14 protein-coding genes and 1 other annotated feature are annotated in these 15,455 nt (G+C 41.2%); of the genes, 13 read left to right on the top strand and 1 reads right to left on the bottom strand.

The window, feature by feature from the left end; translation table 11 throughout:
• Position 1 precedes the first annotated feature (1 nt).
• The 4 genes from hemB to ysxE all read left to right on the top strand — a co-directional run bounded on the left by hemB (position 2) and on the right by ysxE (position 4,887).
• On the top strand, positions 2–982 hold the full coding sequence (hemB, locus tag J7E67_RS10685) for a porphobilinogen synthase (RefSeq protein WP_214731792.1): 981 nt from the start codon (positions 2–4) through the stop codon (positions 980–982).
• A gap of 19 nt (positions 983–1,001) precedes the next feature.
• Positions 1,002–2,288 carry a glutamate-1-semialdehyde 2,1-aminomutase gene (gene hemL / locus J7E67_RS10680; RefSeq protein WP_214731790.1) on the top strand — a complete coding sequence of 429 codons (1,287 nt, stop codon included), beginning with the start codon at positions 1,002–1,004 and terminating at the stop codon, positions 2,286–2,288.
• 200 nt (positions 2,289–2,488) lie between these two features.
• Entirely contained in the window at positions 2,489–3,715 is a 1,227-nt protein-coding gene (gene spoVID / locus J7E67_RS10675; protein ID WP_308161385.1) for a stage VI sporulation protein D, read from the top strand.
• Between the two features lie 125 nt (positions 3,716–3,840).
• A complete protein-coding gene (gene ysxE / locus J7E67_RS10670) occupies positions 3,841–4,887 on the top strand; it encodes a spore coat protein YsxE (RefSeq protein WP_214731787.1) in 1,047 nt (348 codons plus the stop codon).
• 19 nt (positions 4,888–4,906) lie between these two features.
• Here ysxE and J7E67_RS10665 read toward each other — a convergent pair whose 3' ends face one another.
• Positions 4,907–5,098: a hypothetical protein gene (locus tag J7E67_RS10665; protein ID WP_214731785.1), complete on the bottom strand. Its 192-nt coding sequence runs from the start codon at positions 5,096–5,098 to the stop codon at positions 4,907–4,909.
• A gap of 166 nt (positions 5,099–5,264) precedes the next feature.
• Positions 5,265–5,500 (top strand) — a binding site (T-box leader).
• Between the two features lie 51 nt (positions 5,501–5,551).
• Between J7E67_RS10665 and J7E67_RS10660 the strand changes: the two genes are divergently transcribed.
• The 9 genes from J7E67_RS10660 (at position 5,552) to J7E67_RS10620 (ending at position 15,440) form a co-directional block, all read left to right on the top strand.
• Positions 5,552–8,194 (top strand): valine--tRNA ligase, encoded by a 2,643-nt coding sequence (locus J7E67_RS10660; RefSeq protein WP_214731783.1) that lies wholly within the window; start codon positions 5,552–5,554, stop codon positions 8,192–8,194.
• A gap of 275 nt (positions 8,195–8,469) precedes the next feature.
• Complete coding sequence (locus J7E67_RS10655; RefSeq protein WP_214731781.1) at positions 8,470–9,792, top strand: bifunctional folylpolyglutamate synthase/dihydrofolate synthase; 1,323 nt, start codon at positions 8,470–8,472, stop codon at positions 9,790–9,792.
• Positions 9,793–10,009: 217 nt separating this feature from the next.
• Positions 10,010–10,774, top strand: a complete 765-nt coding sequence (locus tag J7E67_RS10650; RefSeq protein WP_214731961.1) for a prepilin peptidase — start codon at positions 10,010–10,012, stop codon at positions 10,772–10,774.
• 16 nt (positions 10,775–10,790) lie between these two features.
• Complete coding sequence (gene pilM / locus J7E67_RS10645) at positions 10,791–11,786, top strand: type IV pilus biogenesis protein PilM (protein WP_214731779.1); 996 nt, start codon at positions 10,791–10,793, stop codon at positions 11,784–11,786.
• Complete coding sequence (locus J7E67_RS10640; RefSeq protein ID WP_214731777.1) at positions 11,786–12,376, top strand: PilN domain-containing protein; 591 nt, start codon at positions 11,786–11,788, stop codon at positions 12,374–12,376. Before pilM ends, J7E67_RS10640 begins: the two co-directional genes overlap by 1 nt.
• Positions 12,377–12,673: 297 nt before the next feature.
• On the top strand, positions 12,674–13,075 hold the full coding sequence (locus tag J7E67_RS10635; RefSeq protein WP_214731775.1) for a hypothetical protein: 402 nt from the start codon (positions 12,674–12,676) through the stop codon (positions 13,073–13,075).
• Positions 13,076–13,142: 67 nt separating this feature from the next.
• Positions 13,143–13,451: a hypothetical protein gene (locus tag J7E67_RS10630; protein ID WP_214731773.1), complete on the top strand. Its 309-nt coding sequence runs from the start codon at positions 13,143–13,145 to the stop codon at positions 13,449–13,451.
• Positions 13,452–13,584: 133 nt separating this feature from the next.
• Complete coding sequence (locus J7E67_RS32100; RefSeq protein ID WP_214731771.1) at positions 13,585–14,661, top strand: SPOR domain-containing protein; 1,077 nt, start codon at positions 13,585–13,587, stop codon at positions 14,659–14,661.
• Between the two features lie 206 nt (positions 14,662–14,867).
• Entirely contained in the window at positions 14,868–15,440 is a 573-nt protein-coding gene (locus J7E67_RS10620) for a Maf family protein (RefSeq protein ID WP_088089149.1), read from the top strand.
• The last annotated feature ends 15 nt before the right edge of the window (positions 15,441–15,455 follow it).

The following is a 15,455-nucleotide window of genomic DNA, read 5'->3' as shown; positions in this document are numbered from 1 at the left end:
AATGGAACTTCAATTTAAACGTCATCGCCGCTTACGCTCAAGTGCGAGCATGCGCTCACTTGTTAGAGAAAATCACTTAAAAGCGGAGGACTTTATTTATCCGTTGTTTATTTATGAAGGTGAGAATATTCGCAATGAAGTCTCATCCATGCCTGGAGTATACCAAGTATCTATGGATTATTTGGAAGCAGAAATGGAAGATATCGTTGCCCATGGAATTAAATCCGTTCTCCTATTTGGGATTCCAAAAACGAAAGATGCATGCGGTGAGCAAGCATTTCATGACCATGGGATTGTCCAGGTGGCCACCCGTTTTATCAAAGGAAAATTCCCAGAAATCATTGTCGTTGCTGATACATGTCTTTGTGAGTATACAAGCCATGGGCACTGTGGAGTAGTTGAAGGGGAGAAGGTTCTAAACGATCAATCACTTGAATTGCTTGTAAAAACTGCGGTAGCTCAAGCGAAAGCAGGTGCAGACATTATTGCGCCATCTAACATGATGGACGGCTTTGTTGCGGCGATTCGTGCGGGATTGGACGAAGCAGGCTTTACAGAGATTCCGATCATGTCTTATGCCGTAAAATATGCATCGGCATTCTACGGACCTTTCCGTGAAGCTGCGGAAGGTGCGCCGCAATTCGGTGATCGCAAGACCTATCAAATGGACCCTGCTAACCGAATGGAAGCCTTTAGAGAAGCAGAATCTGATGTCGAGGAAGGTGCCGATTTCTTAATCGTGAAGCCAGGTATGCCATACCTTGACATTGTTCGTGATATGAAAAATACCTTTAATTTACCGATTGTTATTTACAACGTAAGCGGAGAATATGCAATGGTTAAAGCCGCTGCCCAAAACGGCTGGATTGATGAGAAAAACACGGTTCTTGAAATGTTAATGGGTATGAAACGTGCAGGCGCTGACCTTATTATTACTTATGCTGCCAAAGATGCAGTTCGCTGGTTAAAAGAAGACCAATAATTTGAAAAGAGGGAACAGAATGCGTTCTTATACGAAGTCGATTGAAGCATTTAAAGAAGCCCAAACCATCATGCCAGGCGGAGTGAATAGCCCGGTTCGTGCCTTTAAATCCGTGAATATGGACCCGATTTTTATGGAAAGAGGAAAGGGTTCTAAAATCTATGATATAGATGGCAATGAGTACATTGACTATGTTCTTTCATGGGGGCCGCTTATCCTCGGCCATACGAATGACCGTGTGGTAGAAGGCTTAAAAAAGGTTGCTGAACTTGGGACAAGTTTCGGTGCACCTACTTTAATGGAAAATAAACTAGCTAATCTTGCCATTGAACGGGTACCATCGATCGAAGTTATTCGGATGGTATCTTCAGGAACAGAAGCAACGATGAGTGCGCTTCGTTTAGCCAGAGGCTATACGGGCCGGAATAAGATTTTGAAATTTGAAGGCTGTTACCATGGTCATGGGGACTCCCTTTTGATTAAGGCTGGCTCAGGCGTGGCCACACTTGGTTTACCTGACAGCCCTGGAGTTCCAGAAGGTGTAGCGAAAAATACCATCACAGTGCCTTACAATGACCTTGAGAGCGTGAAGTTTGCGTTCGAACAATTTGGCGACGATATCGCGTGTATTATCGTTGAACCTGTGGCCGGAAATATGGGACTAGTTCCACCACTGCCAGGATTCTTAGAAGGTCTGCGTGAAGTTACTTCAGCAAACGGCGCATTGCTTATTTTTGATGAAGTAATGACTGGCTTCCGTGTAGGCTACAATTGTGCACAAGGCTATTTCAATATCACTCCTGATATTACATGTCTTGGAAAAGTAATCGGCGGCGGTCTTCCTGTTGGTGCTTACGGCGGTAAGGCGGAAATCATGCAGCAGATTGCTCCAAGCGGCCCGATTTATCAAGCAGGAACACTGTCTGGTAACCCACTTGCAATGACAGCTGGCTATGAAACGTTAAGCCAATTAACACCAGCACATTATGAGGAGTTTATCCGTAAGGGTGACTTACTGGAAAAAGGCTTTAAGGCTGCTGCTGAAAAATATGATATTCCAATAACATTTAACCGTGCAGGTTCGATGATTGGCTTCTTCTTTACCAATGAAGCCGTCATTAATTATGAGGTAGCAAGATCATCCAATTTGGAATTCTTCGCAGCGTATTATCGCGAGATGGCTCTTCAAGGGATCTTCTTGCCGCCTTCACAATTTGAAGGATTGTTCTTATCTACGGAGCACTCCGATGAGGATATTGAAAAGACAATCCGTGCAGCAGAGATTGCATTCTCGAAGCTTAAATAAGATGGTTCCCGGCACCCACTTTTTTGGTGGGTGTTTTTTGTGAGGTTAGAAACTTAATTAGAAACCAGCTCCCACCCCTCAAAAAAACTTCAATCAAACCCCCATTCCCAAATAATACGATTCTTTTCCAGACGAAACTCTCTTTTTTATCATAAATAAAAGCCTTGGTTCATAGAGTGTAAGTGACATAGTGATTTTGAGTGAAGGAAACGAAAGGAGGAGTCGCTTTGTCTCAGGAGAATCAATCGTGCCTACGATTTTCTTTGGAGGAGTCATTGTGGTTTAGAAAAGGACAGGAAGTCGAAGAGCTTGTTTCCATTTCTCTAGACCCAGACATTACCATCCAAGAAAACGATCAGTACGTAACCATAAGAGGTTCGCTAGAACTCACAGGCGAATATAAAAGTTACGAACCTACCAATGAAAACGAAGATGAAGATGTAACATCGCAAAAGTTTGTAGAGAGGGTCGATGCACGAGGGGGAGGAAACTGTGAGTTTTCACATCGATTCCCTGTCGATATCACGATCCCCAATAATCGAATTCAAAGTATCTATGATATCGATGTCCTCGTCGAATCCTTTGATTATTCGATTCCTGAGCGCAGCTGCCTCAAGCTAGCAGCTGAACTGACTATTAGCGGCTTATACGGAACTGAGCAACAACAGAAGCAACAGCAACAACCGCAGGAAGAAGTAGTTGAACTTGAGCTTATCCCTCGCTCTGAAATTGAGTTCTTTGAGGAAGATGCCGAAGAAATTGAAGTCGAACTTGCATCAGTTCAGAGCAGTTACCAAGATAACTTCTTGTTTGAAGCTGAGGCAAGAAAACCACAAGAAGAAGACGAGAGTGTGGAGATTTTACCGAAGTTTCCGACCTTCAATTATCAACCACAGGAAGACGTTGAGGAAGAAGCTAACCAACCATCCTTGGATTTCGTAGAGGCAAGGAGTGAAGCCAGCAAACCAGCCTGGGAATTCGAAGAAACAAGAAGTGAATCCAGTAAACCTTCATGGAATTTCCAAGAAGCAAGAAGCGAAGCTAGCCAGCCAGCTGAGACCATCCAGCCAGAAGTGGTTGAAGTAGAGCCAGTGCCACCTCCAACCGTCCAGTTTGAAGAAGAAGTTAATCCAGCAGAGGAAAGCTCTTCCGCACATGAAGAAGCACCACCAAAGAATATTAAAAAGAAAAAAGCACCAAAAAAGAAAAGCATGACATTAACTGAATTTTTTGCTCGGAAGGATGAAAGTTCTGCCCAGGCGAAAGTAAAAGTTTGTATCGTCCAAAAAGGGGATACCGTTAACAGCGTGGCAGATCGATATGATGTTTCGGTACAAAACCTCATGCGCATCAACAATCTTGAACTCAGCCAAGATATATTTGAAGGTCAAGTATTATATATTCCCGGCAGCCTTACAAAAAAATAATTATTAAAAGATGAGCGGGTTACTTTGACCTGCTCACCTTCTTTTCATACACAGTCAAAGTGCTCCAGTCCATACGCCGCTAAACGGGCGCTTCCGCTTTTAAAATGAAAGTGAGTTGAGTACGCTTGAGTAACCCGAATCAACTAAACACATTTGCTACCATCTTAAAAAATTACCTTGTTGAGCCTCATTTTGTAGAGGATTTCGGCAGCGTTCAGAAGATTTATTCAAATAAAGGGACGTTTGCCTTAAAAAAAATCGACCCTGCGACCGGGACCGACTTCATTCGCCATGTTCATCTCCTCTACCAAAAAGGGTATAATCGCATCGTTCCCATTTACCCTACGATGGACGGCAGGTATGCGGTCTTACACGAGAATAATCTTTATTACTTAATGCCGTGGATGTCGAATGAACACAAGGAAGACCGGCAGCAAAAGGATCATCAGCTCTTTCGTGAACTCGCTCGTCTTCATACCCTGTCAGCCAAAGAAATTACCTTGAACAAAGAAGAGCGGACCGAGCATTATGAAAAGACGATTCAGCAGCATGAAAAACAACAGGCATTTCTCGATGGCTTCATCGACGAATGTGAAAAAAAGACCTATATGTCGCCGTTTGAATTGTTATATTGCCTCTATTACAATGAAATCAGCCAGGCGCTCCGATTTTCGAAAACGAAATTTGAAGAATGGTATGAAAAAACGAAAGACAATGAAAAGGCCCGCATGGTTATTACGCACGGAAAATTGTCACCCGAGCATTTCTTGTATGATGATAAAGGGTACGGCTTTTTTATTAATTTTGAGAATGCTCACTACGGCTCACCGATTCACGATCTCCTTCCCTATTTATCACGTGCCTTAAATACCAATCCGAAGCGCAGCGACACAGCCGTTGACTGGGTATACCACTACTTTAAATACTTTCCATTTAAAGCAGATGAAAAACTATTATTCTACAGCTATTTAGCGCTTCCGATTCCAATCATCCAAGTGGCAGAAAGCTATTATCGAAAGTCGCGCCCAAAGAATGAATTAAAATATGTCCGTCAGCTGCAGCACCGCTACTGGCATTTGAAAAATTCCGAATATGTCGTCATGAGAATGACCGAAATGGATGCGCAGGCAGCCGCCGCCGCAGCAGCAAAAGAAGGAGCCCAGCCGCAGTAATCATCTGCAAAAGGGCTCCTTAAACGATTTCAAAATATAGTGACACGGCTATGGCAACAAAAACCGTTAATAATAAGATATCGAAAAACGTTGGAATGATGAGTGTTCGAATAAATTGGAAGATCACAAACGGAATAATTAACTGTGCGCAAACTCTCCGACAGGTTCTAAACCAGGGTTGGTATTTAAATTTATGGAAATTTCTTTTCACCGACAACCCCCCCTTTACAAATCTGGCATATATTTTTCTTTATGTATATTCCACAAGTGCGGAGAACTCTCCAAAAAAACGGCATATAGTATAAAAAATAAAAAAAGTGGTTATCATTATTGACGTCAAACCCTTTTTTTCGGTAGTATTACTATATAATTTAATTATATAAGCAACGACAGGGAAGAGTACGATACAAACCTGCTTCAAGAGAGGGAAATCATTAGCTGGAAGATTTCCTAAGCAGAAAGTCGGAAGGTCGCCCACGAGCTTCTTCTGCGAACGGATGACCAAATCCTATTAGTTGAAGACGGACTAAATCCGTTATCTACATAAGTGCCAATCAGTTTTTTGGATTGGAAAAAAGGTGGTACCGCGAAGCAAACTCCATTCGTCCTTTTATGACGAATGGGGTTTTTTGTATGGAACAGGAATCAAAGGAGGAATTTTACAATGGAAACAAAGGAACTAACAATGCCTACCAAATACGACCCACAAACGATTGAAAAAGGGCGTTATGAATGGTGGTTAAACGGTAAGTTTTTCGAAGCAAAAAACGATGAGGGCAAAGAGCCGTACACGGTTGTTATCCCGCCGCCAAACGTTACCGGGAAACTTCATTTAGGTCATGCCTGGGACACGACCCTACAAGACATTGTGACCCGGATGAAGAGGATGCAGGGGTATGATGTTCTTTGGCTACCAGGTATGGACCACGCCGGGATTGCGACCCAGGCAAAAGTAGAAGAAAAACTTCGCAATGAAGGCAAAAGCCGTTACGATCTAGGAAGAGAAAAATTCGTCGAGGAAACATGGAAGTGGAAGGAAGAGTATGCGTCCCATATCCGCCAGCAGTGGTCGAAACTTGGCCTAGGACTTGATTACAGCCGCGAGCGTTTCACGCTGGATGCTGGCTTATCTGATGCCGTTAAAGAGGTTTTTGTTACCCTTTATAAAAAAGGTCTCATTTACCGCGGGGAATATATTATTAACTGGGATCCGTCCACCAAAACAGCTCTATCCGACATTGAAGTAATTTATAAAGATGTTCAAGGTGCTTTTTATCATATGAGTTATCCGCTTGCCGATGGTTCTGGACAGATTGAAGTGGCTACAACTCGTCCAGAAACGATGCTGGGTGATACTGCGGTTGCTGTACATCCAGAAGACGACCGCTACAAGCACCTCATTGGCAAAACTGTTATCCTCCCAATCGTTGGCCGTGAAATTCCAATCGTTGGTGATGACTATGTGGATATGGAATTCGGATCTGGTGCGGTAAAAATTACGCCAGCCCACGACCCGAACGATTTTGAAGTGGGTAATCGTCATAATCTAGAGCGAGTTCTCGTAATGAACGAAGATGGCTCGATGAATGATAGAGCTGGCAAGTATAAAGGACTCGACCGTTTTGAATGCCGTAAGCAAATCGTTAAGGACTTGCAGGAACAAGGCGTTCTTTTCAAAATTGAAGAGCATCCGCATTCCGTAGGTCATTCGGAACGAAGCGGAGCCGTTGTTGAACCGTATCTTTCCACCCAGTGGTTTGTTAAAATGCAGCCGCTCGCAGATGAAGCGATTGAACTGCAAAACAAAGAAGAAAAAGTAAACTTTGTCCCGGACCGGTTTGAAAAAACCTACCTACGTTGGATGGAAAATATCCGCGACTGGTGTATTTCAAGACAGCTTTGGTGGGGTCACCGCATTCCTGCTTGGTATCACAAGCAAACGGGTGAGGTATATGTAGGTACAGAAGCACCGGCCGACGCTGAGAACTGGGAACAGGATAAAGACGTACTCGATACATGGTTCAGCTCTGCTCTATGGCCTTTTTCAACCATGGGCTGGCCTGATACAGAAGCGTCTGATTTCAAGCGTTACTTCCCAACCGACGTGTTAGTAACAGGCTATGATATTATCTTCTTCTGGGTATCCAGAATGATTTTCCAAAGCATTGAGTTTACAGGCGAGCGTCCATTTAAAGATGTGCTTATCCACGGCCTCGTTCGTGACGAACAGGGACGGAAAATGAGTAAGTCACTTGGAAACGGCGTCGATCCAATGGATGTCATCGAAAAATACGGTGCCGATGCACTACGATACTTCCTGTCAACAGGAAGTTCACCAGGTCAAGATTTACGCTTTAGCTTTGAAAAAGTAGAGTCAACTTGGAACTTTGCCAATAAGATTTGGAATGCTTCCCGTTTCGCGTTAATGAATATGGATGGTATGACCTACGAAGAAATTGATTTTAGCGGAGAAAAATCCGTTGCGGACAAGTGGATTTTAACACGCTTAAATGAAACGATTGAACATGTGACAAGACTTTCTGACCGTTATGAATTTGGTGAAGTTGGCCGTGCGCTTTACAACTTTATCTGGGATGACTTCTGTGATTGGTATATTGAAATGGCGAAATTGCCGCTATATGGTGAAGATGAAGCAGCGAAGAAAACAACTCGTTCGATTCTGGCGCATGTATTAGATCAAACGATGCGTTTATTGCATCCATTCATGCCATTTATCACCGAGGAAATTTGGCAGAACCTTCCTCACCAAGGAGAATCGATTACGACAGCAGCTTGGCCTGAAGTAAATCCAGCTCATTCTGATGACCAAGCAGCACAAGAAATGAAACTGCTCGTCGAGATGATTCGCGCGGTTCGGAATATTCGTGCTGAAGTAAATACTCCAATGAGTAAGAAAATCAAAATGCTTGTCAAAGCAAAGGATGAAACGGTTCTCAAAGCAATCGAGAATAACCGCGGCTATATTGAACGCTTCTGTAATCCAGAAGAATTACAAATGGGCGTTGACCTTGAAACGCCTGAAAAAGCAATGACAGCCGTGATTACTGGTTTAGAAATCATCCTGCCGCTTGAAGGCTTGATTAACATCGATGAAGAAATCGCTCGTCTCGAAAAAGAATTTGACCGCTTAAATAAAGAAGTCGACAGAGTTCAGAAGAAATTAAGCAATGAAGGCTTCATGAAAAAAGCACCTGAGAGTGTTGTAGCCGAAGAGCGTGCAAAGGAAAACGATTATCGCGAAAAAAGAGCGATTGTCGAAGCACGAATTAAAGAATTAAGAGGGTAATAATTAGTTTGGCGAGGCGAATTCTCTGAGGATTCGTCTCGCCTTATTACTTAAACATTGAAAACACAATCAAAAACCAGTTTTAATGATGCAACTTTACAGAAAAAAACAATTTATCAGCGGTTTTCGGCAGTATATCAGCGAATCCGTCTAGTTTATCAGCGGATTTTGGATTTTATCAGCGGAAATTCCACTTTTATCAGCGAATCAAAAAATAGATTGCACTTTAGAAGTAAATATTAATCAAACATTAAAATATAGATGGGGTGTCACGAATGTTTGCTACATATAAAGAAGCCCTAGAATGGATTCATGCGCGGTTAAGGCTGGGAATCAAGCCAGGCTTAAAGCGGATAGAATGGATGATGGACAGACTCGGCAATCCAGAAACAAAAATGAAGACCGTTCATATTGGCGGTACCAATGGTAAAGGCTCCACCGTTACTTTTCTCCGTTCGATTCTTGAAGCAGGAGGGTATTCAGTGGGTACCTTTACCTCGCCCTATATTGAACAGTTCAATGAGCGGATCAGTGTGAATGGGAAAGCCATATCAGATGCGGAGCTGCTCCAATTAGCAAATATCATTCGCCCATTGGCGGACGAATTAGAAGAAACAGAGCTTGGCGGGCCGACTGAGTTTGAAGTCATCACCGCGATGGCGTTCCATTATTTCGCAACCATGAACAAGGTTGACGTTGTCATTTTTGAAGTCGGTTTAGGCGGTCGATTTGATTCAACAAATATCATCCAGCCATTAGCCTCGATCATTACCAATATTGGTCTTGATCACACTAACATCCTCGGTAACACCTATGAGGAAATCGCTTTTGAAAAAGCAGGGATTATCAAAGAAAACACCTCTATTTTTACGGCTGTCAAACATCCAGGGGCGATAAAGGTAATTGAGGAACAAGCAGATAAGAAAGAAGCACCTCTTTACCGCTTGAATCAGGAATTTTCGATTAGTGCTCATAAATCCCTTTCAAATGGTGAAGTGTTTGATGTAATCACTCAACTTCAAACCATCGACCAATTAGAAATCAGAATGATCGGTCAGCATCAAACGGAAAATGCCGCACTTGCTGTCATGGCCGCCCAATTTTTAAATCAAAAAGGTTCATTCCTGATTACAGAGCAAGCTATTCGTACGGGCTTAAAAAGGGCTTACTGGCCAGGGAGATTTGAAATCCTTTCTGAAAGTCCACTTGTAATTATTGATGGGGCCCATAATGAAGAGGGAATATCTGCTCTAACCCATGAATTAAGTACTAGATATCAAAATCGCAGTATTCAGATCGTGTTTGCCGCGCTATCGGATAAAAAGCTTGATCAAATGATTGCCAAATTGGACCAACTGGCTTCCCAAATTGTCTTTGTCAGCTTCGATTTTCCACGTGCCGCTAAAGCAGAAGAATTACTTAAAATTAGCCAATCACCCAACAAATTGGCAGTCGATGACTGGGGTCCTTTTCTTATAGAAGAGATTCAAAATATTGATAACAACAGCATGTTAGTCATAACGGGTTCACTCTATTTTATTTCAGAGGTAAAACCATTTTTGGCTAACTATTTGAAAAATAAGATAATTTCTTTATGACAAGTTATTTTTATGATAGCAAAATAATTATATCTAAATAAGATCGAGAGGAGGATAAGCATGAAAGTAAAACCTCACGTCAGGAATTCTGTTTTCCTTGCCTGGATTTTGTTGGTCCCTGCAGGAACCTGGTTCACCTATATGGCTTATCCTCCCAATATTCGTGATTTGGCCCAATAAAAAGTATTTAATTAGGGAGAATGATAGTTAAATGGAAATGTCCTGTTTTCCTTATATAATTCTATTCATATATAGTTGTGCCTTAGGCTCATTCTTTAATGTAGTCGGCCTTCGAGTCCCATTAAACCAATCAATTATCAAACCAAGATCAGCTTGCACAACATGCGGGCATCAATTAAAACCATATGAACTTATTCCAGTAATTTCATATTTATTACAAGGAGGAAAATGCCGCGGCTGTCAGTCGCAGATTTCTCCTATCTATCCAATCTTTGAATTGCTTACTGGATTACTATTTATGACAGCGCCATTAGTTATTGGCTGGTCTGGAGAATTAGTAGTGGCACTAACACTAATCTCAATGTTTATGATTATAATTGTTTCAGATATTCACTATATGCTCATCCCTGATAAAATTCTGATCTGGTTTGCAGGGATTTTTTTATTGGAGCGGATTATTTGGCCGCTAAACCCATGGTGGGACAGTATTCTTGGTGCAGTAACTGGTTTCATCCTCCTGATGGTCATTGCTATTATTAGTAAAGGCGGAATGGGTGGTGGGGATGTTAAACTGTATGCCTTACTTGGACTGGTCCTAGGGTTTAAACTAGTACTTTTGTCCTTCTTTCTTTCGACATTGTTCGGAGCCGTTATTGGCGGTCTTGCTTTAATTTTTAAAATTGTTAAAAGACGACAGCCAATTCCATTTGGGCCATTTATCGCTGCTGGAACATTAACAGCTTATTATTGGGGATCGGATTTAATTAATTTGTATATTCATTTCCTTAATCAAGGATTATAACTAAGGGGTTTTTTATATGGCTTTTTCCCTGTTTACATCTAAAAACCTAATAATTAATCTCGTTTTGAATGATCATTCGATTCGTCTGCTTGAGTTAAAACAGGCGAATCCACCTGTTGATCAAAGATGGTGCGAACGCTTCCTCCCACCTGGAATCATTAGTGATGGGAAAATAATCGATATCGATTCTTTGGCAAACATCCTAGAAGAATGTATCGGTGAATGGAAGATTCAAAGACGTCAAGTTCGCTTTCTAGTGCCAGATCCGCTGGTCATCATCCGGAAAGTTTCCGTTCCTGCTGAAATTCAGGAGGATGAAATTCAGGGATACCTATATTTAGAACTTGATTCTAGTATCCATTTACCGTTTGAAGAACCAGTCTTTGATTTTTATTCATTAAAAAGTGACGGGAAAACAAGGGATTTACTTTTATTTGTAGCACCTGAGCAGCAGGTAATGGAGTATTCGAGTTTATTGGCCAAGCTCAAACTTGACCCGATTGTAGCAGATATTTCCCCGCTTGCACTGTACCGGTTGTATCATCAACTGGAACAACCAAGTGCAAATGAAGTAATATTTTCGGTTCAATTTGACTTGACGAGCGTTAATTTATCTATCTTTGAACAAAATGTGCCGCTTGTTATGCGTCAATTTGCTCTACCATTTAATGTTGATCTATGGGATGTTAAGGTTGAAATGGATGGTCAATTGGCTTTTAAGTATACGGGCGATACAGAAGAGTTAGTGATTCAGTTTGAGGATATATTCAGAGAGATTAATAAATTAAGTGACTTTTACCGCTATTCACTAAGTAATGATAGAAGTGATATCACCAAGTTTTTACTGAACGGTGATCATCCAATGCTTCAAGCAATCTTCGATGAAATGAAAGAGAGATTTGAAGTCCCTGTCGATATGATTTCTCTTGAATCCAATTCAAAAGGAAAAATAGAAAGAGTACCTCCTAGTTTATTACTACCTTTAGGTCTCGCATTAAAAGGGGTGCAATAATGTTAGTAGAAATTAACCTGCTTCCCCAAAAGGAACCGAAGAAGATCGGCTTTATTATCACTTTGTCTTGTTTAGTTGTACTATTTGTCCTTGTGGGTTCATATTACCTCTGGCAGACCAATTCCACCAAAAGTGAAATCGCCTCATTAGATCGACAAATCACAATGACAAAGAAGATTGCTGACAAAGAAAATAAAAGTACAGAAACAGTTGAAACTACTAGCTCAGTTAGTCAATTAAAGACGGCAATCGAGTGGGCAAATGATTATCCGATACAGACGATTCCTGTCATGCGTCATTTGACATCATTATTACCTGAGCGTGGCTTTATCCAAAGCTTTGCCTATACAGAAGCAGGGACGATCTCGTTAACCGTTCAATTTGATAGTGCTAGAGAAGCTGCCTACTTTTTAGATAACCTAAATGAATCCAAATGGATCGAGGAAGCAAGTTTAAGCTCATTAGCAGCAGCCTCAACCGCAGAATCAACAGTTGATAATACTAATACTACAACGTCGACTAACCAAACAAACGCAACAAATTCAACGACTCAAATAACGAGCCACAACGAACCAAACCAATCCAGCTAATTCGGATCAAACGGTTACTAATCAGAGTTCAACTTCAAATCCTAATAGTCAAACGAATTCAGCTGCAGGAACAACTGGAACAACTGGAACTGGCGGTCAAGCTAATACGGCGAACGCGTCAACAACTACAAGTACTGTCAACAATTCAACGACACCTTCAAGTAATACCGAAAGTAAGACAGTAAGCGATAATATCCTTCCTCGCTATACAGGTCAATTTGAAATAAAACTCGATAAAGAAGTTGTTAAAAAGAATATTAAAAAGAGCAACAAAAATGAGGAAGGAGTGACTGGTTCATGAAGCTCCGTTTCTCAAAAAGACAAAGCCTAATAATTGGGATCGTAACTCTTTTAGTGGTATTATTCCTTGTTTATGCTCAGTTCTTTAAACTCTCACCTTTAAAATCAGATTTAGCGAACAAACAGCAGTCACTTGAGTCCGAACAAAAACTATTGGAAATCGTAAGTCAAAAAAAGGCCGAGGATACGAAAAAGACTTCTGAAGATACTCGGGAATTACAGAAGAAATTACCTGTAAAGCCGTTACAGGAACAATTGATATTAGACTTAGAAAAAGCAGAAAACCTTTCAAAAAGTAAGATTAGTTCAATGAGCTTTTCAAAAGATGCGGATGTAAATACTGCCGCTGAACAAGCAACTGGATGCTACTGGTCAACAAGCTACAACGAATCAAACTGACACGAGTCAAGCCACAGCCAATCAGGACACAGCGGCACAACAAACCGTTTCTGTCCAAATTGCGGGTTTGAAGAAGCTGACCGTTTCGTTGAGTGTGGAATCACCAAGCTATGAAGATTTAGAGAAGTTTATTGATACATTAGAATCTTTAAACCGCATTGTCGTGGTTGAATCGATCAGTTATTCAGGCGGGCAAGAGATCACCAGTTTAGACCAAGAAGATGAGCCATTATCCTACAGTCTGACAATTTCTGCTTTCTACATGCCGAGTTTAACAGACCTAGCCGCAGAGCTTCCAAAAATCGACGCACCTGCACCAGCTGGTAAAGATAATCCACTAAGTCAGTTCTCTGCCACGACCGGGACGCAGCCATAATTAACACCAACGCAACTAGTAAATATTTTGGCGAAAGTCTACGATAACAAGACGACAAAAGTCTTGTTATTTTTTTTTGCCTTTATGATAGGATGAAACCAATTACCAATGGAAGAGAGAGGAGTACGGTTTAGTGGACAAGCCTAATAAAGGCAATACAATCAAGATCAAATTAAATGGAGAAACCCCGCCCCAATTGGATGTTCCTCCAAAAGAAGTCGAAGCCAGCATCGACCCCATTCCTAAAGTGATAAAAATAAATTCGAATCTCTCGGAATCGGATAACTTCATGGAGACAGCGGCAGCACAAGAGTCTGTCGACGAAAGTTTTGATTGGATTATTCCTGAATCCTCCGAAAATGACATAGAGGAGTTTAAAATTGTACCAAGTCAAAGTGGCAAAAAATCTGCCCTTCCCAAAATAACAACCTTTTCATCTAATACTAAAAAGAAAAATGGCCGGCCGTTAGGAACCATTTTAATTTCTGCCGTCTTCGCGATCCTTATCGGAACAACGATCGGGGTTGTGATGCTAAAGTTAGTGATAACTACACCAACTGACAAGACTGTTGTAACTGAACCTACTGTAGTCACTGAAAAGCCTGCTAGCACCACCGAAACCAAAACTACGGAGGGCAAGAACTCGTCAGCAGCTATATCCCAAGTAACTGCTTACGTCATTCAGGGCGGAGTTTTTTCATCGGAAGCTGGTGCCAAGGAGACATCTTCCAGTTTAGACTCGAAAGGCATACCATCCCAAACAGTTGAAATGGATGGCAAGTACTTTTTATTCCTTGGTGTTGCGGATTCCATCGAAGCCGCTAAAGCTCTTGGGGGTCAATATAAAGAAAATGGAATTGAAGATGTGTTTGCCAAGCCGCTGTTATTAGATGAAAAGAAGTTTACCGGTGTTACTGAAAAAGAAAAGACCTTTTTAAAAGCTGTACCAACCATTTATCAAACGCTATCTCTTACATCTTCGAGTGCTCTCCTGACCAAGTCGCTTTCTGAGGATTCAAGCAAAGCCCTCATAGAGATTGAAGAACAATTAAAGAGTAGTGTTAAAAACAAAAAATTAAAAGATCTAAAAGCAGAATTAGTTAGTGCGAACGAGAAACTAAAAGCATTTCAAGAATCAAAATCCGAAAAGAATCTTAGTGATGCCCAACAGCACTTGCTAAACTTCATGTCATTGTATTTTTCAAAGTAATCAATATCTGACAAAGCTCGATATTTTCCGGGAAATAAGGCCTATCGAAACTGGATAGGCTTTTTATTATGTCATAAAAAGAATTATTCCGCATAATTTTACAAATTCCATCAAAATTTTTTTCGTATAAAAATTGTTTGCAACTACAATTTCTGATACGATTGAATTGTATCTCCCTAATACGTACCAAAAGGTAAGGTGATCGAATGCAGAACCTCATTTTAGCCTCTTCTTCTCCACGGCGAAAAGAACTTCTAGAAACTCTCCGTTTAACATTCGCGATTTCAAGTAGTGAAGTTGATGAAAGTTTTGACCCAGCTCTCTCTCCTAAAGAAGTAGTGATGGAGTTAGCCGACCGAAAGGCCCAGGCGGTTTTTAAAGAAAACCAGAACGCCTTTGTGATTGGCTCGGACACAATAGTTGTGGCGGATAATCAAATTTTAGGAAAGCCTGCAGATGAAGCAGAAGCATTTACGATGTTAAAAAGCTTGTCAGGAAAGCAGCATGATGTCTTTACTGGAGTTTCGATTGTGTCTCCAACAGGTACAACAACGTTTTATGAAAGAACAGAAGTTTGGTTTTGGGAGTTAACTGACGACTCAATACGGGCGTATGTAAAAAGTGGTGAACCGCTTGATAAAGCAGGTGCATATGGCATTCAGCAGCTCGGAAGTATGCTTGTCAAAAAAATAAATGGAGACTATTTTGCGGTTGTCGGTCTGCCTGTTTCAAGAACGATTAGAGAATTGAAAAAGGCTGGCTACCAGTTGCCGTATTAAACTTTTTTAGTTCAT

The sequence above is a fragment of the Bacillus sp. ISL-46 genome, from assembly GCF_018613205.1.
Note: the sequence above shows the minus strand (reverse complement) of the source record. Positions and strands in the feature narration are given on the sequence as shown.

Excerpts from the sequence above, each read along its gene's own strand:
- J7E67_RS10635 (WP_214731775.1), top strand. The coding sequence starts at position 12,674 with ATGAAGCTCCGTTTCTCAAAAAGACAAAGCCTAATAATTGGGATCGTA.
- J7E67_RS10620 (WP_088089149.1), top strand. The coding sequence starts at position 14,868 with ATGCAGAACCTCATTTTAGCCTCTTCTTCTCCACGGCGAAAAGAACTT.
- pilM (WP_214731779.1), top strand. The coding sequence starts at position 10,791 with ATGGCTTTTTCCCTGTTTACATCTAAAAACCTAATAATTAATCTCGTT.
- J7E67_RS10660 (WP_214731783.1), top strand. The coding sequence starts at position 5,552 with ATGGAAACAAAGGAACTAACAATGCCTACCAAATACGACCCACAAACG.
- J7E67_RS10650 (WP_214731961.1), top strand. The coding sequence starts at position 10,010 with ATGTCCTGTTTTCCTTATATAATTCTATTCATATATAGTTGTGCCTTA.
- hemB (WP_214731792.1), top strand. The coding sequence starts at position 2 with ATGGAACTTCAATTTAAACGTCATCGCCGCTTACGCTCAAGTGCGAGC.
- hemL (WP_214731790.1), top strand. The coding sequence starts at position 1,002 with ATGCGTTCTTATACGAAGTCGATTGAAGCATTTAAAGAAGCCCAAACC.
- J7E67_RS10655 (WP_214731781.1), top strand. The coding sequence starts at position 8,470 with ATGTTTGCTACATATAAAGAAGCCCTAGAATGGATTCATGCGCGGTTA.
- J7E67_RS10640 (WP_214731777.1), top strand. The coding sequence starts at position 11,786 with ATGTTAGTAGAAATTAACCTGCTTCCCCAAAAGGAACCGAAGAAGATC.